Origin of the sequence: Ralstonia sp. 22111, assembly GCF_052045895.1 — a bacterium.
Classification (GTDB): domain Bacteria; phylum Pseudomonadota; class Gammaproteobacteria; order Burkholderiales; family Burkholderiaceae; genus Ralstonia; species Ralstonia wenshanensis.
The window spans coordinates 811,125-832,295 of sequence record NZ_JBQEPR010000001.1; the positions used below are offsets into that span (position 1 = coordinate 811,125).

19 protein-coding genes are annotated in these 21,171 nt (G+C 65.9%); 12 read left to right on the forward strand and 7 right to left on the reverse strand.

Annotated features, from left to right (window positions below):
- Positions 1–22 precede the first annotated feature (22 nt).
- Together waaF and ACTJK4_RS03825 are read right to left on the reverse strand one after the other, a co-directional pair.
- On the reverse strand, positions 23–1,048 hold the full coding sequence (gene waaF, locus ACTJK4_RS03820; protein ID WP_027678124.1) for a lipopolysaccharide heptosyltransferase II: 1,026 nt from the start codon (positions 1,046–1,048) through the stop codon (positions 23–25).
- Positions 1,049–1,097: 49 nt separating this feature from the next.
- Positions 1,098–1,295 carry a zinc-finger domain-containing protein gene (locus tag ACTJK4_RS03825; RefSeq protein ID WP_232042057.1) on the reverse strand — a complete coding sequence of 66 codons (198 nt, stop codon included), beginning with the start codon at positions 1,293–1,295 and terminating at the stop codon, positions 1,098–1,100.
- A 328-nt stretch (positions 1,296–1,623) separates the two neighbouring features.
- On the opposite strand from ACTJK4_RS03825, the gene ACTJK4_RS03830 reads away from it, so the two are divergent.
- The 11 genes from ACTJK4_RS03830 to ACTJK4_RS03880 all read left to right on the forward strand — a co-directional run bounded on the left by ACTJK4_RS03830 (position 1,624) and on the right by ACTJK4_RS03880 (position 12,671).
- Positions 1,624–2,418, forward strand: coding sequence for an AzlC family ABC transporter permease (locus ACTJK4_RS03830; RefSeq protein ID WP_232042058.1), 795 nt, complete (start codon positions 1,624–1,626; stop codon positions 2,416–2,418).
- The gene (locus ACTJK4_RS03835; protein ID WP_232042059.1) at positions 2,415–2,738 is read left to right on the forward strand and encodes an AzlD domain-containing protein; all 324 of its coding nucleotides are present in this window, start codon (positions 2,415–2,417) and stop codon (positions 2,736–2,738) included. Before ACTJK4_RS03830 ends, ACTJK4_RS03835 begins: the two co-directional genes overlap by 4 nt.
- Before the next feature lie 2 nt (positions 2,739–2,740).
- Complete coding sequence (rarD, locus tag ACTJK4_RS03840) at positions 2,741–3,637, forward strand: EamA family transporter RarD (RefSeq protein ID WP_232042060.1); 897 nt, start codon at positions 2,741–2,743, stop codon at positions 3,635–3,637.
- 118 nt (positions 3,638–3,755) lie between these two features.
- On the forward strand, positions 3,756–4,967 hold the full coding sequence (locus ACTJK4_RS03845) for a phosphoglycerate kinase (RefSeq protein ID WP_316868387.1): 1,212 nt from the start codon (positions 3,756–3,758) through the stop codon (positions 4,965–4,967).
- A 49-nt stretch (positions 4,968–5,016) separates the two neighbouring features.
- The gene (gene pyk, locus ACTJK4_RS03850; RefSeq protein WP_232042062.1) at positions 5,017–6,456 is read left to right on the forward strand and encodes a pyruvate kinase; all 1,440 of its coding nucleotides are present in this window, start codon (positions 5,017–5,019) and stop codon (positions 6,454–6,456) included.
- A 90-nt stretch (positions 6,457–6,546) separates the two neighbouring features.
- The gene (gene fba, locus ACTJK4_RS03855) at positions 6,547–7,611 is read left to right on the forward strand and encodes a class II fructose-bisphosphate aldolase (RefSeq protein WP_004636117.1); all 1,065 of its coding nucleotides are present in this window, start codon (positions 6,547–6,549) and stop codon (positions 7,609–7,611) included.
- A gap of 137 nt (positions 7,612–7,748) precedes the next feature.
- Positions 7,749–8,672, forward strand: coding sequence for a phosphoribosylaminoimidazolesuccinocarboxamide synthase (locus ACTJK4_RS03860; protein ID WP_232042063.1), 924 nt, complete (start codon positions 7,749–7,751; stop codon positions 8,670–8,672).
- A 15-nt stretch (positions 8,673–8,687) separates the two neighbouring features.
- Entirely contained in the window at positions 8,688–9,197 is a 510-nt protein-coding gene (gene purE / locus ACTJK4_RS03865) for a 5-(carboxyamino)imidazole ribonucleotide mutase (RefSeq protein WP_232042064.1), read from the forward strand.
- 19 nt (positions 9,198–9,216) lie between these two features.
- A complete protein-coding gene (locus tag ACTJK4_RS03870) occupies positions 9,217–10,452 on the forward strand; it encodes a 5-(carboxyamino)imidazole ribonucleotide synthase (RefSeq protein ID WP_260803006.1) in 1,236 nt (411 codons plus the stop codon).
- 13 nt (positions 10,453–10,465) lie between these two features.
- Positions 10,466–11,479: an L-threonylcarbamoyladenylate synthase gene (locus tag ACTJK4_RS03875; RefSeq protein WP_232042066.1), complete on the forward strand. Its 1,014-nt coding sequence runs from the start codon at positions 10,466–10,468 to the stop codon at positions 11,477–11,479.
- 145 nt (positions 11,480–11,624) lie between these two features.
- Entirely contained in the window at positions 11,625–12,671 is a 1,047-nt protein-coding gene (locus ACTJK4_RS03880; RefSeq protein ID WP_440816133.1) for an SGNH/GDSL hydrolase family protein, read from the forward strand.
- 67 nt (positions 12,672–12,738) lie between these two features.
- Here the strand turns inward: ACTJK4_RS03880 and ACTJK4_RS03885 are convergent, their stop codons facing one another.
- The 5 genes from ACTJK4_RS03885 to ku form a co-directional block, all read right to left on the reverse strand.
- On the reverse strand, positions 12,739–13,911 hold the full coding sequence (locus ACTJK4_RS03885) for a tetratricopeptide repeat protein (protein WP_440816134.1): 1,173 nt from the start codon (positions 13,909–13,911) through the stop codon (positions 12,739–12,741).
- 77 nt (positions 13,912–13,988) lie between these two features.
- On the reverse strand, positions 13,989–14,516 hold the full coding sequence (gene mobB / locus ACTJK4_RS03890) for a molybdopterin-guanine dinucleotide biosynthesis protein B (RefSeq protein ID WP_260803003.1): 528 nt from the start codon (positions 14,514–14,516) through the stop codon (positions 13,989–13,991).
- Complete coding sequence (dacB, locus tag ACTJK4_RS03895) at positions 14,513–16,051, reverse strand: D-alanyl-D-alanine carboxypeptidase/D-alanyl-D-alanine endopeptidase (RefSeq protein ID WP_343618054.1); 1,539 nt, start codon at positions 16,049–16,051, stop codon at positions 14,513–14,515. Before dacB ends, mobB begins: the two co-directional genes overlap by 4 nt.
- A gap of 137 nt (positions 16,052–16,188) precedes the next feature.
- Entirely contained in the window at positions 16,189–18,792 is a 2,604-nt protein-coding gene (gene ligD / locus ACTJK4_RS03900; RefSeq protein ID WP_440816139.1) for a DNA ligase D, read from the reverse strand.
- Positions 18,793–18,810: 18 nt separating this feature from the next.
- Positions 18,811–19,725, reverse strand: coding sequence for a non-homologous end joining protein Ku (gene ku, locus ACTJK4_RS03905; RefSeq protein WP_414560225.1), 915 nt, complete (start codon positions 19,723–19,725; stop codon positions 18,811–18,813).
- Between the two features lie 156 nt (positions 19,726–19,881).
- Between ku and ACTJK4_RS03910 the strand changes: the two genes are divergently transcribed.
- Positions 19,882–21,066: an MFS transporter gene (locus ACTJK4_RS03910; protein WP_260802998.1), complete on the forward strand. Its 1,185-nt coding sequence runs from the start codon at positions 19,882–19,884 to the stop codon at positions 21,064–21,066.
- Positions 21,067–21,171: the final 105 nt, after the last annotated feature.

A 21,171-nucleotide genomic window follows, 5' to 3' on the forward strand; every position in this document is an offset into this window, starting at 1 on the left:
GGTGAACGTTAAGGAGAGCGTATTACTGCGGCTGCAGCAGCCGGCGCAATTCATGAAACACCATCTCGGGGCCGATGTCGCGCAGGCAGCGCAAGTGGCCCAGCGGGCATTCGCGTGCAAAGCACGGGCTGCACTCCAGATGGAGCCACATGATACTCGCAGCGGGCGACAGCGGCGGCGTGTGGCGGGGGTCGCTGGAGCCGAACACGGCCACCTGCGGGCGTCCCAGGGCAGCCGTCACGTGCATCAGGCCGGAGTCGTTGCAGATGGCGGCTTCGGCGCGGGCGAGCAGCTCGATGGCCTCGTCCAGCGAGGTCTCGCCGCACAGGTTGCGCACGAACGGCGCACGCTCGACGATGGCATTGGCCATGTCGCGGTCCTTGCCCGAACCGAGCGCGACGATCTGCGCATAGGGGAACGAGCGGCGCAGCATCTGGGCCAGCTCTGCGAAGTGCTCGGCCGGCCAGCGCTTGGCCGGGCCGTATTCCGCGCCGGGGCAGAAGGCGATCAGCCGCGCGTTGCCCGGAATGCCGAACTTGGCGGACGTGGCGGCCACGCGCTGCACGTCAACGTCCAGCTTCGGATCGGGCAGCGTGTCGGGCAGCTTGGCGTGCGGCTTGAACGCCAGCGCCGCGTAGTGCTGCACCATCGGCGGACGCGCGTTCTTGGGCGGATTCGGGTAGCGCACGTTCAGCACGCCCAGGCGCGACTCGCCCTTGTAGCCGATGCGCAGCGGAATGCCGGCCAGCCACGGGATCAGCGCGCTCTTGAACGAGTTCGGCAGCACGTACGCTGCGTCAAAGGTTTCGCCCTTGAGCTGCTGGGCGAACATCGTGCGGCTGCCGAGCTGCAGCTTGCCATGGGCGAGCTCGGTGGGCAGCACGCGCGCGATCTCCGGCATGCGCGCGAGCACGGGCGCCACCCATTTCGGGGCAATCGCGTGGATCTGCGCGCGCGGGTGCCGCGCCTTGAGTTGCGCGAACAGCGGCTGCGCCATCAGCGCATCACCGATCCAGTTGGGGGCGACGACGAGAATCTTGCGCATCATCGAATCGCCTGGCGAGCGCGGCGACCGGTGTACAGCAGGTGAGTCGGGCTCAATGGTGGCCCTTCAGTTCAACGCCGGGGGCCAGCTTGTAGACGGTGCCGCAGTACGGGCACTTGGCCTCGCCGGTGTCGGCGATGTCGAGAAACACGCGCGGGTGGTAGTTCCAGGCCGGCGTCTTGGCGGTCGGGCAATGCAGCGGCAGGTCGTCTGCGCCGACTTCGATCGTGGGTGCGGTTTGCGTGGTCATGGTGAGTGAGGAGTGCCGGCGCGGTCTGAGCAGGTCAGCCACACCGTGATATGGGCCGCAGGTTCAAAAACCGACAAAGGCGAAATTGTAAGGGGTGGGCGCAGGCGCGCCAACGCCGATTGTTGCAGTGCGTGGCGCCCGGCACGAATCCCGGCATAGGGCGGGGCACGGGCGCATTGTCGTTAAGCGGATGCTTAACATCAAAAGTATAATCGTGTGTTTCCTACGAGCCACCCATGTCGCCCCCGACGTTCCTGCGCGCCCGCGCTGCCGGCCGCCCCTGTCCGGTTGATCAAAAAGAGCCTGATTCGCCACTTCTGGGGGCGCCATGGCGCTAGTTCGCTGGGCGGCTGCGTTGCAGCGCCGCTGGGAGGCCATCGATCCGGCCGAGCGTGCGGGCTTCTTTGCAGGCGTGCGCGCCTATATGCCGTCGATGCCGCCGGTGCTGGCCTGGGGGCTGGTAACGGGCGTGGCGATGAGCAAGTCGGTGCTGACCATCCCGCAGGCCATCGGCATGACGATCTTCGTGTATGCGGGGTCGTCGCAGTTGGCGGTGCTGCCGCTACTGGCGGCGGGGTTGCCGATCTGGACGGCACTGCTGACGGCGTTCATCGTGAACGTGCGCTTCATTATCTTCAGTGCCGGGCTGATGCAGCATTTCGGGCATCTGCCGTTCATGCGGCGTGTGGTTCTGGGTGTGTTCAACGGCGATCTGCCGTTCGTGCTGTTCACCCAGCAGTACCCCTCGGCCGCGCCGCAGGCGGGCAAGGAGGGCTATTACTGGGGCATGGTCCTGCTGAGCTTCGTGGGCTGGCAGGTGTCGTCCATCCTGGGCATCGTCGCGGCGAGCCTGTTTCCTGACGCGTGGGGCCTGGCGCTGGCCGGGACGCTCGCGCTGATTCCTGTCATGGTGTCGACCATTCGTAGCCGTGCCACCCTCATGGCGGTGGCCGTGGCGGCGGTGCTGGCGCTGGTTGCCTTCAAGTTGCCGTATCGATTGAGCCTCGTGATTGCCGTGACCGGTGCCATGGCCGCCGGCCTTGCCGCCGACGAGGCTGCAGCGCGCCTGCAGTGGCAGCGCCGACGGGCCGCACAGGCGGCAACTGACGAGGGCGAAGCATGAGCGCACTCGAAATCTGGCTGGTGATTGCCGGGATGACCGTGGTGACGATCGTCACACGTTCGCTGTTCCTGATCGTGGGCAACCGCATGACCCTGCCCGTGCGCATCCAGCACGCGCTGCGCTTTGCGCCGGCCGCGGCGCTCGTCGCCATCGTCCTGCCCGACCTGCTCTTGAATCACGGGCACTTTGACGCGAGCTGGACCAACCCGCGCCTGATGGCCGGCGTTGCCGCCACCGCGTTCTATGTGGCCACGCGGCGCATGCTCGGCATGATCTTCGTCGGCATGGGCGTCTTTACCGTGCTGCGTCTCTGGGGATGAACATGTCGGGCTCCAATCGCAACGGCGCAATCTTCGCGTTTCTGGCCTACACCATGTGGGGCCTGTTTCCGCTGTACTTCAAGCTGCTCAAGGCGGTGTCGCCGGTGGAGATTCTCTCGCACCGGGTGATCTGGTCATTGGCGGTGATGGTGATGATCCTGCTCGTGAAGCGGCACTGGGCATGGCTGTGGGCGCTGCGCACGCAACCGCGTGTCGTGGGGCGCTATGCGGCCAGCACGAGCCTGTTGGCCGCCAACTGGCTGACCTACATCTGGGCCGTCAACCACGACCACGTGATTGATGCCAGCCTGGGCTACTTCATCAACCCGCTGGTGGTGGTGATGCTGGCGCTGCTGGTGCTCGGCGAGCGGCTGCGGCCCGTGCAGTGGGTGTCGGTAGCCCTGGCGGCGGCAGGCGTGGCGTGGCTGACCTGGCAGGCCGGCACGCTGCCGTGGATTGCTCTGGCGCTGGCGTTTTCGTTTGGGTTCTACGGCTTGCTGCGCAAGACTTCGCCGCTGGGTGCGCTAGAGGGGCTGACGCTCGAGACGCTGCTGCTGTTTCCGCTGGCGCTGGCCTACCTCGGCTGGCTGGCTTCGCAGCATCAGAATGCCTTCCTGGCCGCATCGCCGGGCACGCAGTTGCTGCTGGCGCTGGCCGGCCCGCTGACGGCACTGCCTCTGCTGCTGTTTGGCGCGGGCGCGCGGCGTATTCCGCTGTCGCTGTTGGGTTTGCTGCAATACGTGAGCCCGACGCTGCAGCTGCTGCTGGGCGTTTGGCTCTACAACGAGCCGTTTGCGGGCCCCAAGGTGGCCGGCTATGTGCTGATCTGGGCAGGTCTTGCTGTGTATTCAGCCGAAGGCTGGATGCGGCTGCGCCGCCGCACGCCGCTGCCGGCGTAGCCCCACCGATCGGCCTCGGCAAGACGGTCGAGCCCAGCAGGTTCGGCCGAGAAACGCACGTTTTGACCAGTCGCATCGGGTAAAATCGTTGTTTTCCGCGATTTCTTCCGAAGCTGCCATGCCTCACGTCCTGCGTCTGTCCGATCTCATCTCCGAAGGAAAGCTTGCCGGTAAGCGCGTGTTCATCCGCGCCGACCTCAACGTGCCGCAAGACGATGCCGGCAACATCACCGAAGACACGCGCATCCGCGCTTCCGTGCCGGCCGTCAAAGCCGCGTTGGACGCCGGTGCCGCTGTCATGGTCACCTCGCACCTGGGCCGTCCGACCGAGGGCGAATTCAAGCCCGAAGATTCGCTGGCACCGGTTGCCAAGCGCCTGTCCGAGCTGCTGGGCCGTGACGTGAAACTCGTCCAGAACTGGGTGGATGGCGTGGATGTCGCGCCCGGCCAGGTCGTGCTCCTGGAAAACTGCCGCGTGAACAAGGGCGAGAAGAAGAACAGCGACGAACTGGCCCAGAAGATGGCCAAGCTGTGCGACGTCTACGTCAACGACGCCTTCGGCACTGCCCACCGCGCGGAAGCCACCACCCACGGTATCGCCAAGTTCGCGCCCGTCGCCTGCGCCGGTCCGCTGCTGGCTGCCGAACTGGATGCGCTGGGCAAGGCGCTGGGCCAGCCGGCTCGCCCGCTGGTGGCCATCGTGGCCGGGTCGAAGGTGTCGACCAAGCTGACCATCCTGAAGTCGCTGGCCGACAAGGTGGACAACCTGATCGTCGGCGGCGGCATTGCCAACACGTTCATGCTGGCTGCCGGCCTGAAGATCGGCAAATCGCTGGCGGAAGCAGACTTGGTGGGCGATGCAAAGGCCATCATTGAGATGCTGGCGGCACGCGGCGCGTCGGTGCCCATCCCCGTCGATGTGGTGTGCGCCAAGGAATTCAGCGCCACCGCGGCCGCCACCGTCAAGGATGTGGCCGATGTGGCCGACGACGACATGATCCTCGACATCGGCCCGAAGACGGCCGCACAACTGGCCGAACAACTGAAGACCGCCGGCACCATCGTCTGGAACGGCCCGGTCGGCGTGTTCGAATTCGACCAGTTCGGCAACGGCACCAAGGTGCTGGCCGAGGCGATTGCTGCCTCGTCGGGTTTCTCGATTGCGGGCGGCGGCGACACGCTGGCTGCCATCGCCAAGTACAACATCGCCGACAAGGTGGGCTACATCTCCACCGGCGGCGGTGCGTTCCTCGAATTCCTGGAAGGCAAGACCCTGCCGGCCGTCGAAATCCTGGAACAACGCGCGCAGAACCAGGCCGCTGTCGCCTGAGCGCAAGCGCCGCCATCATCCCCACCACAACAACGAGACACCGCCGCCCATGACCCGCGCTACCAAGATCGTCGCAACGCTCGGCCCCGCGTCCAGCACGCAGGAAGTCCTGACCCGCATGATCGCCGCGGGGGTGGACGTGGTGCGGCTGAACTTCTCGCACGGCGCGGCGCAAGATCACATCGATCGTGCGCAACTCGTGCGTGAAGTGGCGCGCTCGGTGGGCCGCGAGGTGGCCATCATGGCTGACCTGCAGGGTCCGAAGATCCGCGTCGGCAAGTTCGAGAACGGCAAGATCACCCTCGAACCGGGCGATCGCTTCACGCTTGATGCCCGCTGCGAGCTGGGCAACCAGGAGCGCGTCGGCCTCGACTACAAGGAACTGCCGCGCGACGTGGGCCCGGGCGATCTGCTGCTGCTCAACGACGGCCTGATCGTGCTGCAAGTCGAGCGCGTGGTGGGTGAAGAGATCGAGACCATCGTCAAGATCGGCGGCGATCTGTCCAACAACAAGGGCATCAACCGCCAGGGCGGCGGGCTGTCGGCGCCGGCGCTGACCGCCAAGGACATGGACGACATCAAGACCGCGATGGCGCTGGGCGCCGATTACGTCGCGGTCAGCTTCCCGAAGAACGCGACCGACATGGAAATGGCGCGCCAGCTGGCCGCGGTGGCCGGCGCGCCGCATAACCACAAGACCCGCATGATCGCCAAGATCGAGCGCGCCGAGGCCATCCGCCCGGGCGTGCTCGAAGAGATCCTGGCAGCGTCCGACGGGATCATGGTCGCGCGTGGCGACTTGGCGGTGGAAGTCGGCAACGCTGCCGTGCCGGCGCTGCAGAAGCGCATGATCAAGCTGGCCCGCGAAAACAACAAGCTGGCCATCACCGCCACACAGATGATGGAATCGATGATCGTCAACCCGGTGCCAACGCGCGCCGAGGTGTCGGACGTCGCCAACGCCGTGCTGGATGGCACCGATGCGGTGATGTTGTCCGCGGAAACCGCTGCTGGCCGCTACCCGGTCGAGACCATCGAGGCCATGGCTGCCATTTGCGTGGAAGCCGAGAAGTCGCAATCCGTGCATCTGGACGCCGACTTCCTCGACCAGACCTTCAGCCGCATCGACCAGTCGATCGCCATGGGGGCGCTGTTCACGGCGCACCACCTGCAGGTCAAGGCGATTGCCGCGCTGACCGATTCCGGCGCCACGGCGCTCTGGATGAGCCGACACGGCATCAACATTCCCATTTATGCGATGACGCCCAACGTGGCCTCGCAGCGCAAGATGGCCCTGTACCGCAACGTGCAATCGCTGCCGCTGGCCAACAGCGCCGACCGCGACGAAGCGCTGCATCAGGCCGAAGAACTGCTGGTCGCGCGCGGTGTCGTGCAGCGCGGCGACTTCATCGTCCTGACCGTCGGCGAGCCGATGGGCCAGGCCGGCGGCACCAACACGCTCAAGATTGTTCGCGTCGGCATGCACTGACGCCCACGACGGAACGCCGTTTGCTACGTCGTTTAGATCGACCGGACGCGTTCCTGAGACCGAATACAGATCGATCCATAGGAGAAAACCATGCCACTCGTCTCGATGCGCCAACTGCTGGACCACGCCGCTGAAAACGGCTACGGCCTGCCGGCATTCAACGTGAACAACCTGGAGCAAGTCCAGGCTGTGATGGAAGCTGCCAAGGAAGCCGGCGCACCGGTCATCCTGCAGGCCAGCGCAGGCGCCCGCAAGTACGCCGGCGAATCGTTCATCAAGCACCTGATCCAGGCCGCTGTCGAGGCTTATCCGGAGATCCCGCTGGTTATGCACCAGGATCACGGCCAAAGCCCGGCCATCTGCCAGGGCGCCATCGACCTGGGCTTCGGCTCGGTCATGATGGATGGCTCGCTGCGCGAAGACGGCAAGACCCCGGCCGATTTTGACTACAACGTCGACGTCACCCGCCGCGTGGTCGAGATGGCCCACAAGGTTGGTGTGACCGTGGAAGGCGAACTCGGCTGCCTGGGCTCGCTCGAAACCGGTATGGCCGGGGAGGAAGATGGCCACGGCGCGGAAGGCAAGCTCGACCACTCGTCCCTGCTGACCGACCCGGAAGAGGCTGCCCAGTTCGTCAAGGCGACCCAACTGGACGCGCTGGCCATCGCCATCGGCACCAGCCACGGCGCCTACAAGTTCACTCGCAAGCCCACCGGCGACATCCTCGCCATCAGCCGCGTGAAGGAAATCCACGCGCGCATCCCCAACACCCACCTGGTGATGCACGGCTCGTCGAGCGTGCCGCAAGAACTGCTGGCCATCATCAACCAGTACGGCGGCAAGATGAAGGAAACCTACGGCGTGCCCGTCGAGGAAATCCAGGAAGCCATCAAGTACGGTGTGCGCAAGATCAACATCGACACCGACATCCGCCTGGCCATGACCGGCGCGGTGCGCAAGTTCCTGGCTGAAAACCCGGACAAGTTCGACGCCCGCGAATGGCTGAAGCCGGCGCGCGAAGCCGCCAAGCAAATCTGCAAGGCACGCTATATCCAGTTCGGCTGCGAAGGCCAGGCCGGCAAGATCAAGCCGATCGGCCTGTCGGTGATGGCGCAGAAGTACCAAAGCGGCGATCTCGCCCAAGTGGTGCAATAAGCATTTCGCGTCACATTTAGCAAACGGCTGGCACTGCGCCAGCCGTTTTGCATTGCATGGGCCAGCTTATGGGTCACCCCATGGGCCACGTATAATGCTGGCCTTCCACGTTTTCTTATCTCCTCCCGGGTTCCGCCGTGTCCGCCACCCCTTCATCCTCCGCCCTTTACGAATCGTCGATCACCAGCCTGCCGTTGCTCGGCCGTGGCAAGGTGCGCGAGAACTACGCTGTCGGCGACGACAAGCTGCTGATGGTCACCACCGATCGCCTCTCGGCGTTTGACGTGATTCTCGGCCAGCCGATTCCGGACAAGGGCCGTGTGCTTGCGCAGATGTCGGACTTCTGGTTCAACAAGCTGCGCCACATCGTGCCGACGCACGAGACGGGCATCGCCCCGGAAACCGTGGTGGCCCCGAATGAAGTCGACCAGGTGCGCGGCCGCGCGATCGTGGTCAAGCGCCTGAAGCCGATCCTGGTGGAAGCCGTGGTGCGCGGCTACCTGGCCGGCAGCGGCTGGAAGGATTACCAAGCGACCGGCGCCGTCTGCGGCGTGCATCTGGCCCCAGGCCTGCAGAACGCGCAAAAGCTGCCCGAGCCGATCTTCACCCCCGCCGCCAAGGCGGAGATGGGCGAGCACGACGAGAACATCTCCTTCGATGAAGTCGAGCGCCGCATCGGCCCGGACCTCGCCGCGCAGATCCGCGACGTGAGCATCCGCCTGTACAAGGAAGCCTCCGACTTTGCCGCCACGCGCGGCATCATCATTGCCGACACCAAGTTCGAGTTTGGTCTGGACGAAAACGGCACGCTCACGCTGATGGACGAGGCGCTCACCGCAGACTCGTCGCGCTTCTGGCCGGCCGATTCGTACCAGGTCGGCACGAACCCGCCGTCGTTCGACAAGCAGTTCGTGCGCGATTGGCTCGAAGCCGTGCGCATTGATGGCAAGCCGTGGCCGAAGACTGCGCCGGCACCGCAATTGCCCGCCGACGTGATCGAAAAAACCGCCGACAAGTACCGCGAAGCGCTGACCCGCCTGACCGGCGAATCCCTGCGTTAAACCGGAGCGATGACGATGACCGCACAGCAATCCGCTCCGCTCGTTGGCGTGGTGATGGGCTCCAGTTCCGACTGGGAAGTGATGCGCCACGCCGTCGACATGCTCACGCAGTTCGGCATTCCGTTCGAGGCGCAGGTCGTCTCGGCGCACCGCATGCCGGACGACATGTTCCGCTACGCCGAAGGCGCACGTGGTCGGGGTTTGCGCGCCATCATCGCCGGTGCTGGTGGGGCGGCGCATCTGCCGGGCATGATCGCCGCCAAGACGATCGTGCCGGTGTTCGGCGTGCCGGTGCCGTCCAAGTACCTGCGCGGCGAAGACTCGCTGCTCTCCATCGTGCAGATGCCCAAGGGCATTCCGGTGTCGACGTTCGCGATTGGCGAGGCCGGTGCGGCCAACGCAGCGCTGGCTGCCATCGCGACCATCGCCACCACCGACTCGGCCCTTGCCGACAAGCTCGAAGCCTTCCGCGCCCAGCAGACCGAAGTCGCGCGCGGCATGACGCTCCCCGTGCATGGCGCTTAAGTAACCTACGACCCGATTCATGGCCGACGACCTGAACCCGCGCCTGGCGCAAGCCCACACCGCGGAATCCCGCGCGCTGAACGTTCCCAACGCGATCCTGCCCGATGCCTGGCTTGGCATGCTCGGCGGTGGCCAGCTCGGCCGCATGTTCACGCACGCCGCACAGGCGATGGGCTATAAGGTTTGCGTGCTCGACCCGGACCCGAACAGCCCCGCTGGCACCATCGCCGAGCGCCATCTCTGCGCCGGCTACACCGACGAAGCCGCATTGGCCGAGATGGCCGCGCTGTGCCCGGCCGTCACTACCGAGTTCGAGAACGTGCCCGCGCAAGCGCTCGACAAGCTTGAGCAGCTCGGCGCGTTCGTTGCGCCGCGTGCCAACTGCGTATCGATCGCGCAGAACCGCATCGCCGAGAAGAAATTCTTCGCGCTGTGTGCCGCACGCACCGGCATCCACCCCGCACCGAGCTGGGTGATCGAGCACGAAGCCGATATCGAACAACTGCCTGCCGACCTGCTGCCCGGCATCCTGAAGATTGCCCGCATGGGCTACGACGGCAAGGGCCAGGCGCGTGTCTCAACGGTTGAAGAACTGCGCGCCGCCTGGGGCGCCATGCAGCACGTGCCGTGCGTGCTGGAGAAGATGCTGCCGTTGGCGTACGAGGTGTCGGTGCTGGCCGCCCGCGGCGCCGATGGCACGACCGCCACCTGGCCGCTCGCCGAGAACGAGCACCGTGACGGCATCCTGTTTTCAACGATCATGCCCTCGCGCAGCGTGTCGGACGACATTGCCACGCGCACCCGCGCCGCCGCGGCGATGGTCGCCGAAGAGATGGGCTACGTCGGCGTGCTTTGCATTGAATTCTTCGTGCTACAGGACGGCTCGCTGGTCGCCAACGAAATGGCGCCGCGTCCGCACAATTCCGGCCACATCACCATGGACGTGTGCGAGACCAGCCAGTTTGAGCAGCAGGTGCGGGCCATGGCCCGGCTGCCGCTGGGCAGCACGCGCCAGCACTCGCCGGGCCGCATGCTCAACGTGCTTGGCGACGTGTGGTTCGAATACGGCCTGGAACGCACGCCTGCATGGCAGGAGGTCATGCGCCACAGCGGTACCAAGGTCCACCTGTACGGCAAGGCCGATGCGCGCCCGGGCCGCAAGATGGGCCACGTGAATTGCGTCGGCACCTCGCCGGAAGTGGTGGACGAAGCGTTCCGCCATGCCGCGCACGTGCTCGGTCTGCAGCCCGCCTAAAGACGAGTCGCCCATGCCGCATCGGACCAAAACGCCCTACACCATGCCTTCCGCTGAACGCCTTGATGAGGCCGCGCGCAGGCTGGAGGCCGGCGAGCTGGTCGCCTTCCCGACCGAGACCGTGTACGGACTCGGTGCCGATGCCGAAAATCCGCAAGCGATCGCCAAGATCTACGCAGCCAAGGGCCGGCCGTCCAGTCACCCCGTCATCGTGCACGTGGTGGATGGGGCCGACATTTCCTACTGGGCCGACGATGTGCCCGGCATCGCGCTGCAGCTCATCGAAGCCTTCTGGCCGGGGCCACTGACGCTGATCCTGAAACGTGCACCGCACATCCCGGCCGCCGTGGCAGGCGGGCAGGACAGCATCGGGCTGCGTTGCCCGTCGCACCCGGTGGCGCAGGCGTTGCTCTCGCGCTTCAAGCGTGGGCGCGGCGGTATTGCGGCGCCGTCGGCCAACAAGTTCGGTCAGGTCAGCCCGACCACCGCGCAGCACGTGCGGGATGAATTCGGTGATGCCGTGTTCGTGCTCGAAGGCGACGGCGTGGACGTGGGCATCGAGTCGACCATCATTGATCTTTCACGGCTGGACCAGGGCATTGGCCCCGTGCTGCTGCGCCCGGGCGCCATCACGCCTGAAGACATCGAGCGCGTGACTGGCGAAGTGCCTGCGCTACCGGACGCCGCTGCGCCGCGTGCTTCCGGCACGTTGAAGGCGCACTACGCGCCGCGCACGCCGTTGTATTTGGTGCCGGCGGCCGATGTGCCTGCGCGCTTGGCTGCACTGCCCGCTGACAAGCGCATCGTGTGGCTTGGTGCCCCCGTGGCACTGCGTGATGGTTGCGACCAGCGCGTCGCTCCCGCCACACCCGCCGCCTACGCCAACGCGCTCTATGCGCTGTTGCGCGAACTCGATCGCGGCGCTTACGACGCCATCTGGGTGGAAACCCTAGCCGATACGCCCGCCTGGGCCGCCGTCAACGACCGCCTGCGTCGCGCGGCCGCCGCGTTCGAGACGGACCTCTAATTCTTACGGGGCGCGCGTTCGCCGTGCGCCCGGCAACCTCGCTACACTTGGGCGTTGTGTCGTTCCGCGTGCTTCAAACGCGCACGGCGAGGTTACGCACCGCGGCACCACAGACCAAAAAAATTCCACACGGGAGACAGACATCATGAAGTTGCGTCAATGGATGGGCGTCGTCGCATCGGCGGCCCTGGCCTTGAGCCTGGCGGCTTGCGGCGGCGGTGAAAGCGATCAGAGCGGCAACCCCAACGTCGCCAAGGTGCAGCGCATGGTGGTATTCGGCGACAGCCTGAGCGACGCCGGCACCTACACGCCGGCAGCGGCTGCCGTAGGCGGCGGCAAGTTCACCACCAACCCCGGTCCGATCTGGGCGGAAACCGTGGCCGGACAACTTGGTGTGGCGCTCACGCCGGCCGTGATGGGTTACGCCACCTCGGTGCAGACCTGCCCGAAACCCGGTTGCTTCGACTACGCGCAAGGCGGCTCGCGCGTGACCGACCCGAATGGCATCGGTCACAACGGTGGCGCCGGGGCGCTCACCTATCCGGTCAAACAGCAACTCGCCAACTTCTACGCGGCCAGCAACAACACGTTCAACGGCAACAACGACGTGGTGTTCGTGTTCGGCGGCAACAACGACATCTTCTACTGGGCTGCCGCTGTCGCGACCCCCAACTCGGGTGTGACGCCCGCCATCGCGACCGCACAGGTGCAGCAGGCGGCGACCGATCTGGTCGGTTACGTCAAGGACATGATCAGCAAGAACGCGACGCAGCTCTACGTGTTCAACCTGCCCGACAGCAGCCTGACGCCGCAGGGCGTGGCGGGCGGCGCGACAGGCCAGGCACTGCTGCATGCACTGGTGGGCGCGTTCAACACCACGCTGCAAACCGGTCTGGCCGGCACCAGCGCTCGCCTGATCGACTTCAACTCGCAGCTGACGGCCGTGATCCAGAACGGCGCGACGTTCGGGTTCAGCAACACGAGCGTGCCTGCGTGCGATGCGACCAAGATCAACGCGCTCGTGCCGGGCGCGGGCGGCAGCTCGCTGTTCTGCTCGGCCAACACGTTGGTGGCCACGGGGGCCGATACGTCCTACCTGTTCGCAGACGGCGTGCATCCCACCACGGGCGGCCATCGCCTGATTGCAAGCAATGTGCTGCAGCGCCTGCTTGCAGATAATCTGGTGCATTGACTCAACGCATTACGCTTAGCAAAACGCCCGCTTCACGCGGGCGTTTTTGTTTGCAGCGATGCCTGCGTTACTTTGCGTCGGCCGTCGGCAATGTCACCGCCAGGCGGGCTAGCGTGGCCTTGAGCACATCGTTTTGCGGCGAGATGGCGAGCCCCTGCTTGAAGCAATCCTGCGCTTCGTCCGCGCGACCGAGCTTCCACAGCACTTCGCCCTTGTGGGTGAGGCCTTCCGCGCGTGCTTCGCGTACCGCGTCATCGCTCGCTTCATAGTCGCCGTCGGGTTGCGTGAACACGGCGATGGAGCGGTCAAACCAGGTCAGCGCTTCGTCGTTCCGGCCGAGCCGGTACAGCGCCCAGCCCTTGCTGTCGAGGGCGAATGGGTCGTTCGGGTGCTGGGCCAGATATGCGTTGATCATTGACATGCCGCGCTCCACGCGCAGGCCCGCGTCAACGAGTTCATAGCCGTAGCTGTTGAGGCGGTCTTCCGGCACCGGCTGCAAGTCGAGCGCGAGGTCGATGCGCGCGGCATCGCGTTCGGCAATCGCCAGCGACATCAGTTTGCGCGCGATGCGGCTTTGCAAGTCTTCGCTGAGTGTCGCCGCGTTGGCGGTGAGCGTGCCGAGGTACTGCGTGTAGAGATCGGGTGCGCCGGGGGTGTTGCCGCTGTCGGCAATCGCGCGGCCTTCACCGGCACACCACGCGTCGTCGGCCCGGCTGAAGGCCAACGTGTTTTCAAGCTGCACGGTGCGCGACTCGCGCGATTGCACATAGGCGGTATACCCGCCGGCGCTGGAGCGGCCGCAGAACAGGTATTCGCCGACGACATCGACCAAATATGGGTGCCCCTCGATTGGCGCGCCGCCGAGCGAATCGACCAGGCGGAACGATTCGCCAAGCTCGCCATGGCCGACCACCGGATTGAGCACCCAGCGTGCCGCCGCATAACGCTTTGGCAACCGAACCTTGGCCGTGCGCCCGGCGCTGTCGGTCGTGCCGAAGATCACGCTGTCGGTTTCACCCACCTGCGGCGGCTTGCCGGCGATGGTGTGGTCGGGCAGGAACAGGCGGTAGCGTGCGTTGGGCATTGCGCGCCCGGTCGCCGGGTCGACGAGCACGAACTGGTGGACCTGCGCGCCGCGTCCGAGCGTGGCATTCGGGGCGACCCAGTCACGCGCAGCGACTGGCAGGGCCGAGCAAAAAAATGCCGCGCCAAGCAGCGCGGCCGATAGACGGGAAAGCATCTTGTTGGGAGGGGGCTGGCGAAAAACTGAACCGCCCCATCATAGCCAAGCTGCCGTGCCCAGATGTTAAGAGTGCTTCATATGGGTGCATTGGCCAATTGCTGTACGGCAAACCGGTACACCGCATCGACATTGTTCAGATCCAGCACGACTACGCCTTCAGGCGGTTGCACGGCGTCAGGCGAATCGGTGGCCACCGCCACCACGCCGCCAATCTCTGGCCACAGTGGCGCGCGGCCCAGCGAAGGGCGAAACACCTCGATTTTCGGGAAGGTGCTGCGCTTATAGCCTTCTACGATGACGAGGTCGGTGGCAGGCGAGAGCAGCGCCAGCACGTCGTCAAGTTCGGGTTCCACGGCGTTGGCGTATTCGCGCATCAGCACGAGGCGTTCACCGCCCACGAGCACGACTTCGGCGCTGCCGGCTTCGCGCATACGGTACGAATCCTTGCCCGGCGAATCGAGATCGAAGCCGTGATGCGTGTGCTTGATGGCCGCCACGCGCCGCCCGTCGCGCACGAAACGGACGATGAGCTGCTCGACGAGCGTGGTCTTGCCGCTGCCCGACGTGCCGGTGATGCCCAGTAGTGCCTTGCGTGAACTCATCGCGGCGCGCCCTGGTAAATCCATTGCAGCAGTGCGTCGTGGGCGGCCTGGCCGCCGCTGGCGTTCGGGTGGTTGATCATGCTGACCACCACGAAGCGCTCGCCGTTTTCACCTTCCACGTAGCCCGCGATGGCGCGCACGTCGTTGAGCGTGCCAGTCTTGATCTCGGCGTTGCCGGCCACCCCGGCACGTGTCAGGCGGTTGCGCATGGTGCCGTCCACGCCGACGACGGGCAGCGCATCGCGCAGCACGCCGCCGTTCGGGTTGGCATCAGCCTGCTGCAGCAGGCGCCCCATGTTGCGTGCGCTGATGCGCTCGATGCGCGACAGGCCCGAGCCGTTCTCCAGCACCAGTTCCGGCATCGTCAGGTTCTGTTTTGCAAGCCACTGGTTGATGACCTCAGTCGACTGCCGAACCGATGCGGGCTTGCGGCCGATTTCCGCGCCGATCGTCAGGAACAGCTGGCGCGCCATCACGTTGTTCGAATACTTGTCGATGTCGTGCACGACTTCCGACAACGGTGGGCCGTAGTGCGTGGCCAGCAGAACAGCCTGACGTGGCACCTTGCCTTCGCGCAGGCCCGGCGTGAAGCGCGTCGTGCCGCCGGCTTGCTGCCACAGCGCCAGGAAGCCGCCCCAGATGAAGTCGGCATGCGTGAGGGCGGCGATATTGAAGACGCGTTCGCCGCACGCGGCGGCATAGTGGCCGTCGAAGCTGGCAAGCACATGGCCGTCGGTTTGCGTGGAGATGTTCGCGCCGGAGGTCGTCTTCCAGTCGCCGCAGCCGCCGCGCGTGGTGCGCAACTGGTTGTCGATCTGCAACTGCGCCAGCGGCGGCGAGACATCGATGTTGACCGCGCCGTTACCGGCATCCGGCGACAGCGTGAACGTCAGCGTCTTGAACGAATACAGCAGCGCGTCGGGCGCGACGTTGTAGGCGCGCGCGCTGTCACCGTCCAGCGGCGGCGCATCCGACAGGCCGCCCTCGAAGTAGGTGCGATCGAGCACGATGTTGCCGGCCAGTTCGTCCACCCCGGCGCGGCGCACGTCGGTCACCAGCTTGACGAGTTCTTCGGGAATCAGCTTCGGATCGCCCTGGCCGCGCAGGTACAGGTTGCCGTTGAGCGTGCCGTTGACCGGCGGGTTGTCGGCATAGGCCCTGGTCTTCCAGCGAAAATCCGGGCCGAGCAGGTCCAGCCCTGCGAAGGTGGTCAGCAGCTTCATGGTCGACGCCGGGTTCATTCCGGTGTCGGCATTCCACTGCAGGATGGGCGTGGCGCTGCCGGTGCGGATCACGAACACGCTCACCGCATCCAGCGGGATGTGTGCGCGTGCAAAGGCCAGCGCCACGTTGGCGGGCAATCCGGCGGGGTTGTGCGCGGCTTGGCGAGCTTGCGCTGCGGTGGCGCGCGGCGCCGCGTGGGCCTTGGCCTTCTTGGCGTGGGCCAGCGGCGAGGCCGCAATGGTCAAGAGCAACGCGCAGGCAAGCGCACTGCGCGACAGATTCAGCAAACGGGTCGGACGAATTCGGGCCATCGGCGGGGGGCAGAGTGGGGCGCACAGGTGCGCCAAGTGCAGACGCAGGCATGTTAACGCAGCAACCCCGCACCTCGGCCGACAAGCAACGGGCCGTTCACCGCCTAATTCTTTCAGGAACGCCGATGTGTGGCGAGTCAGTCATTGGCGCCGATGCGCTTGCGCATATCGGCCGTGACCGATTGGCGCGTGCCGGCGTAGTCGGCCCACGGATCACCCTTGAGCTTGGCCAGCCGCTCCGGCAGCGTGCGCAGCGTCCACTGGGCAGACGCCTGCAGCCCCTCCAGTTCGTCATGGCGGATCGGCACCGACACCGGCAGCCCAGTCCGCGCGCGCACCGAATACGCCGCCACCGTGCTCGCGCCGCGGTTGTTGCGCAGATAGTCGATGAAGATTTTTCCCACGCGGTTCTGCGGGCCCATCTTGGCGACAAAGCGGTCAGGGAAAGTTGCGGCCATGTGCTGCACCACGGCTTGTGCGAAGGCTTTGAGCGTGTCCCAGCCGGCCGCCTCGCGGCGCGTGAGCGGCACCACCACGTGCATGCCGCTCCCGCCGCTGGTTTTCAGGAACGCCTTCAGGCCGAGTTCATCGAGCAGCGCGAGCGTAAGCTGCGTGGCCTCGATCACCCGTGCGAAGGGCAACGCCGGGTCCGGGTCGATATCGAAGACGATGCGGTCGGGCTGTTCGATGCGGTCGGCCAGCGCATTCCACGTGTGGAATTCCACCGTGCCCATCTGCACTGCACCGACCAGGGCTTCCACCGAGTTGATCGCCAGCAGCGACGGATGCCCCGGATCAAGCGACGGGTCCAGCTGCGTGATGCCCTGCAGCTTGAGCGCGGCGGAATGCTTCTGGAAGAAGCGCTCGCCGTCGATGCCATCGGGCGCCCGCACGAGCGACGTCGGCCGGTTGTGCAGATGCGGCAGCATCCATTCGGCCACGCTGGCGTAGTAGCGCGCCAGGTCGGCCTTGGTGGTGCCGCTGGCTTTCTCGATCACGCGATCGGGGTGCGTGACATCCACACCGGCGATGCGTTCGGCACCGGGGCGCACCTTGCGTTCGGGGGCATGCACGGCGCGGGTCTCCTTGCGGGCGGTGGCGCTGGGCGGCTTGGCTTGTTCACGCACGATGTTGCGCGCGGGTTTGTCGTCGCGCAAACCTTGAAACACCGCCTGCCGCACGATGCCTTCGCGCGTCCATTCGGCAAAGGCGATTTCGGCCACACGCTCCGGCTTGACCCATTGCACGTCGCGCGCGTCGCTGCCGGTAGGCGGGTTGGCAAAGGGCGGCGTGTCGATGGTCAGCCCCGTCAATTCGCGATGTAGGGTGTGCAGGCTCGTCTCGTTGAAGCCGGTGCCGACGCGCCCCGCATAGCGCAGCTTGCCCGCGTCATCATAGACGCCGAGCAGCAGCGCGCCGAAGCCGCTGCGGCTGCCCTTGGGCGCGCTGTAGCCGCCGATCACGAACTCCTGCCGCTGCCCGCATTTGAGTTTGATCCATGCCGGGCTGCGGCCGGCGCGGTACGGCGCATCCGCGCGCTTGCCGATCACACCCTCGAGCGACATGCTGCATGCGGAAGACAGCAAATCTTCGGGTGCCGCGTTGAACGTGCCTGAGAACAGCACCGCATCGCGGTCCAAGTCACCCGGCGCGGCATCGAGAATGCGTTGGAGCAGCGCCCGCCGCTCGCGCAACGGCACACCGCGCAAGTCCATGCCGTTGCAGAACGGGATGTCGAACAGGTAGTAGGCAATGTGTTCGGCATGCGCGGTTTCAAAGGCGTTCTGCAGCGCCTGGAAGTCGGGCACGCCGCGTTCGCCCATCACCACGACTTCGCCGTCGAGCCACGCCTCACGCAGGCCCAGCGCACGCAGCGTGCGCGCCTGGCGCGGCAGCTTGGCCGTCCAGTCGCGGCCGTTGCGGCTGAACAGGCGCACGGTGTTGCCGTCGATGCGCGCAAGGATGCGGTAGCCGTCGAATTTCACTTCGTAGTCCCACTCGCCGTGGGTGGGCGGCCCATCGACCAGCGTGGCGAGTTGGGGCTCCAGCGTTCTGGGCAACGTGGCGGGCACGGCACCGGCGGGTGGTCGCACTTGCGCCGGTTCGGAACGCTCCGTCCTGCCGTCACCGGCCTTGGCCTTTCCTTTGGCCCGGGGCTTTGTGCCGACGGTTTCCCCGGTGATCACGCTGGCGGGCAGTGCCTGCGTCACGTCGTAGTCGGTCGATGCGCGAACCTGATCATCGCGCTCCTTGATCAACAGCCACTGTTCTTTCGGATGCTTCCCCGTGCCGTGCAAATGCGTGCGCACCAGCGCCCATGCGCCGTGCAGCTTCTCGCCGTCGAGATCGAATTTGAGCTTGCCGTCGCGGTACGCCTTGCGCGGATCGCCATGCGGGCGCCACGTACCGCGGTCCCATACGATGACGTCGCCACCGCCGTATTGGCCTTCGGGGATGTGGCCTTCGAAATCCGCGTAGTCCAACGGGTGGTCTTCAACATGCACGGCGAGACGCTTGTCGGCGGGGTCCAGGCTCGGGCCCTTGGGGACGGCCCAACTCTTGAGCGTACCGTCGAGTTCGAGCCGGAAGTCGTAATGCAGCCGAGTGGCGTCGTGCTTCTGGATCACGAAGTGCAGGGCGCCGTTTTCACGCTGCTCGTCGGCTTTGCGGCGTGCACCCGCGGGTTCTTGTGTCTGCGTGAAATCGCGCTTGCGGCGGTAGTCGGCGAGATGGCGTGGCATGGCGTCGGCTCCGTCTTGTTATGCGCGCTTGCGCGTGGCTGTCTTGCGTGCCGTCTTGGCGGCCGCCTTGCGTGGTGCCCGCTTGCGCGGGGCGGGTTCGTCTTCCGCGTCGTCGTTTGACGCTCCTTTGCCCTTGCCGCGCTTGGCAAGGCTCTGCCGCAGCAGGTCGGTCAGGTCGATCACGTTGCCGGTGCGCGGTGCAGCTTGCTCGGCTTCCATGGGCTCGACGGATTCCGTGCGGCCTTCACGCACCTTGCGATCGACCAGCGCAAGGATGTCGTCGCGGAAGGTGTCGTGGTATTCGGCAGGGTCCCAGGTGCCGCTCATGTCGTCGATCAGCTTTTCAGCCATATCGATTTCCTTGGCCGTGAGCTTGGCGGCCTTCGCGCCTTCTTCCGGCACGTCGAGTTCGGACCAGTCGCGCACCTCGTTGGACCAGCGCAGCGTATGCAGCACGAGCACCGGCCCCATTGGGATCAGCGCAGCCAGATGCTGCTTCGTGTGCAGCACCACGTTGGCGACACCGATCTTCTGCGAGCGTGTGAGCGCCTCGCGCAGCAGTGCGTAGACCTTTTCGCCGCGCCGGTCGGGCGCCAGAAAGTAGGGCGTATCGAGATAGAGAAACGGAATCTCCGCCGCATCCACGAAGGTCAGCAAATCGACTGTTTGCGTCGAGACCGGGTTGGCGGCGCGGATGTCCTCGTCGGTGAGGATCACGTAGCGGTCTTTCTCGTAGGCGTAGCCACGCACGATCTGCTCGCGCGGCACCTCTTTGCCGGTGGTCTTGTTGATGCGCTTGTAGCCGACGCGGTCCATCGTGCGGCGGTCGAGCCAGTCGAAGTCGAGGTCGTCGCTGCGGGTGGCCGGATACAGCGCAACGGGAATGTGGACGAGGCCGAAGCTGACGGCGCCCTTCCAGATCACGCGAGGCATGGCGGGTCTCCCGATGCGGTGGATTCGACCGTGGTGACGCAAACGGCATACCTGCCTGCCGCGGGGCCGCGCCATACGCTCATCAGCCGGGCGCGGTAGCATGGCGCCTTTGCGGCGCGACACATTTGCGCCGTGCGTTTTTCTCAGCGGTCCTTCATGCCTTCCGAATACGTCCAATCTGCCGGCGCGTTGCGGCCTCGCCGGCTTCCCCTGTCGGCTCGCGCGGCGACGATGGCCCTCTTTTTCGCCAACGGTGCAACGTTTGCGACGTGGGGCGTTCACATTCCGACGGTGAAGGCGCGCTTCGGTCTGTCCGAGGCATCGCTGTCGCTGGCGATGTTCATGGTGGCCGCCGGTGCCATCGTCGCGATGAAGTTTGCGGGCAAGTGGGCGGCGCGCGTGGGCACGCGGCGCGCGAGTGTGCAGGGCGGCGTGGCATTTGGTGTCATGACCGGGCTGCTCATGCTGATGCCGAGCTACCCCGCGCTGCTGGCCGTGCTGCTGCTGTTCGGCATCACCAACGCCGGTTTCGACGTGGCCATCAACGCGCAGGCCGCCACGGTAGAGGCCAATCATCACAAGCCGATCATCTCGTCGCTGCACGGTATGTTCAGCCTCGGCGGCATGGTGGGTGCGGCGGTGGGCGGCGTGCTGCTGGAACTGGGCGTGCCGCCGGCCGTGCACTGCGGGGGCATGGCGCTCGTCACCATGGCGGCTGCCTTGTGTGCCGGACCGTTCATGCTGCCCGACCACGTGCATGCCGAAGGCGAACCCGCGCATCCGACCACGGGCCGCACGCTGTTCCTGCTCGGCGTGCTGGCCTTCCTGGGGCTGGTGGGCGAAGGCGCGATGTACGACTGGACGACCGTGTACATGCGCGAGATCGCTCAATCTCCGGAAGCTGTTGCCAGCGCGGGGTACGCTGCATTTTCGGGCGGGATGGCGCTCGCGCGTTTCGGTGGCGATTTCGCACGCGGGCGCTGGGGCAATATGCGCGTGCTTGGCGGCAGTGGCGTGCTGGCAACGGGCGGAATCCTGCTTGCTCTGCTGTGGCCCGCGCCGATTGCTGTCCTGACAGGTTTTGCGCTGATGGGCGTGGGCGCCGCCAACATGGTGCCGATCTTCTTCATCACCGCGTCGCGCCTGCCGGGTGTGCCGGCAGCCGAAGGCATTGCTACCGTGGCGCGCTTTGCCTACGTGGGCTTGCTGATCGGCCCGGTCATCATCGGGTTGATTGCGCATCGCTCCGACCTGCGCTGGGGGCTGTCGGTGGTGGCGCTCACCATGGCGTTGATTGCGGTGATGGGCCCGCGTGCGATCCGCCAGCCGGAACGTCACTGATTCACCTGCGGTTCAGCACGCAATTGCCCAAAAAATATGCAGTTTCTGTGCGTTGACTTTCCTGTGCGCTTGCCATAGCTTACGACGAGGAGAGGGGGTTTCCCG

Coding starts and splice junctions, on each gene's coding strand:
- ACTJK4_RS03870 (WP_260803006.1), top strand. CDS start 9,217: ATGGCCGACGACCTGAACCCGCGCCTGGCGCAAGCCCACACCGCGGAA.
- pyk (WP_232042062.1), top strand. CDS start 5,017: ATGACCCGCGCTACCAAGATCGTCGCAACGCTCGGCCCCGCGTCCAGC.
- waaF (WP_027678124.1), bottom strand. CDS start 1,048: ATGATGCGCAAGATTCTCGTCGTCGCCCCCAACTGGATCGGTGATGCG.
- ACTJK4_RS03885 (WP_440816134.1), bottom strand. CDS start 13,911: ATGCTTTCCCGTCTATCGGCCGCGCTGCTTGGCGCGGCATTTTTTTGC.
- ACTJK4_RS03875 (WP_232042066.1), top strand. CDS start 10,466: ATGCCGCATCGGACCAAAACGCCCTACACCATGCCTTCCGCTGAACGC.
- ligD (WP_440816139.1), bottom strand. CDS start 18,792: ATGCCACGCCATCTCGCCGACTACCGCCGCAAGCGCGATTTCACGCAG.
- ACTJK4_RS03825 (WP_232042057.1), bottom strand. CDS start 1,295: ATGACCACGCAAACCGCACCCACGATCGAAGTCGGCGCAGACGACCTG.
- mobB (WP_260803003.1), bottom strand. CDS start 14,516: ATGAGTTCACGCAAGGCACTACTGGGCATCACCGGCACGTCGGGCAGC.
- ACTJK4_RS03910 (WP_260802998.1), top strand. CDS start 19,882: ATGCCTTCCGAATACGTCCAATCTGCCGGCGCGTTGCGGCCTCGCCGG.
- ACTJK4_RS03835 (WP_232042059.1), top strand. CDS start 2,415: ATGAGCGCACTCGAAATCTGGCTGGTGATTGCCGGGATGACCGTGGTG.
- ACTJK4_RS03845 (WP_316868387.1), top strand. CDS start 3,756: ATGCCTCACGTCCTGCGTCTGTCCGATCTCATCTCCGAAGGAAAGCTT.
- purE (WP_232042064.1), top strand. CDS start 8,688: ATGACCGCACAGCAATCCGCTCCGCTCGTTGGCGTGGTGATGGGCTCC.
- dacB (WP_343618054.1), bottom strand. CDS start 16,051: ATGGCCCGAATTCGTCCGACCCGTTTGCTGAATCTGTCGCGCAGTGCG.
- fba (WP_004636117.1), top strand. CDS start 6,547: ATGCCACTCGTCTCGATGCGCCAACTGCTGGACCACGCCGCTGAAAAC.
- ACTJK4_RS03830 (WP_232042058.1), top strand. CDS start 1,624: ATGGCGCTAGTTCGCTGGGCGGCTGCGTTGCAGCGCCGCTGGGAGGCC.
- rarD (WP_232042060.1), top strand. CDS start 2,741: ATGTCGGGCTCCAATCGCAACGGCGCAATCTTCGCGTTTCTGGCCTAC.
- ku (WP_414560225.1), bottom strand. CDS start 19,725: ATGCCTCGCGTGATCTGGAAGGGCGCCGTCAGCTTCGGCCTCGTCCAC.
- ACTJK4_RS03880 (WP_440816133.1), top strand. CDS start 11,625: ATGAAGTTGCGTCAATGGATGGGCGTCGTCGCATCGGCGGCCCTGGCC.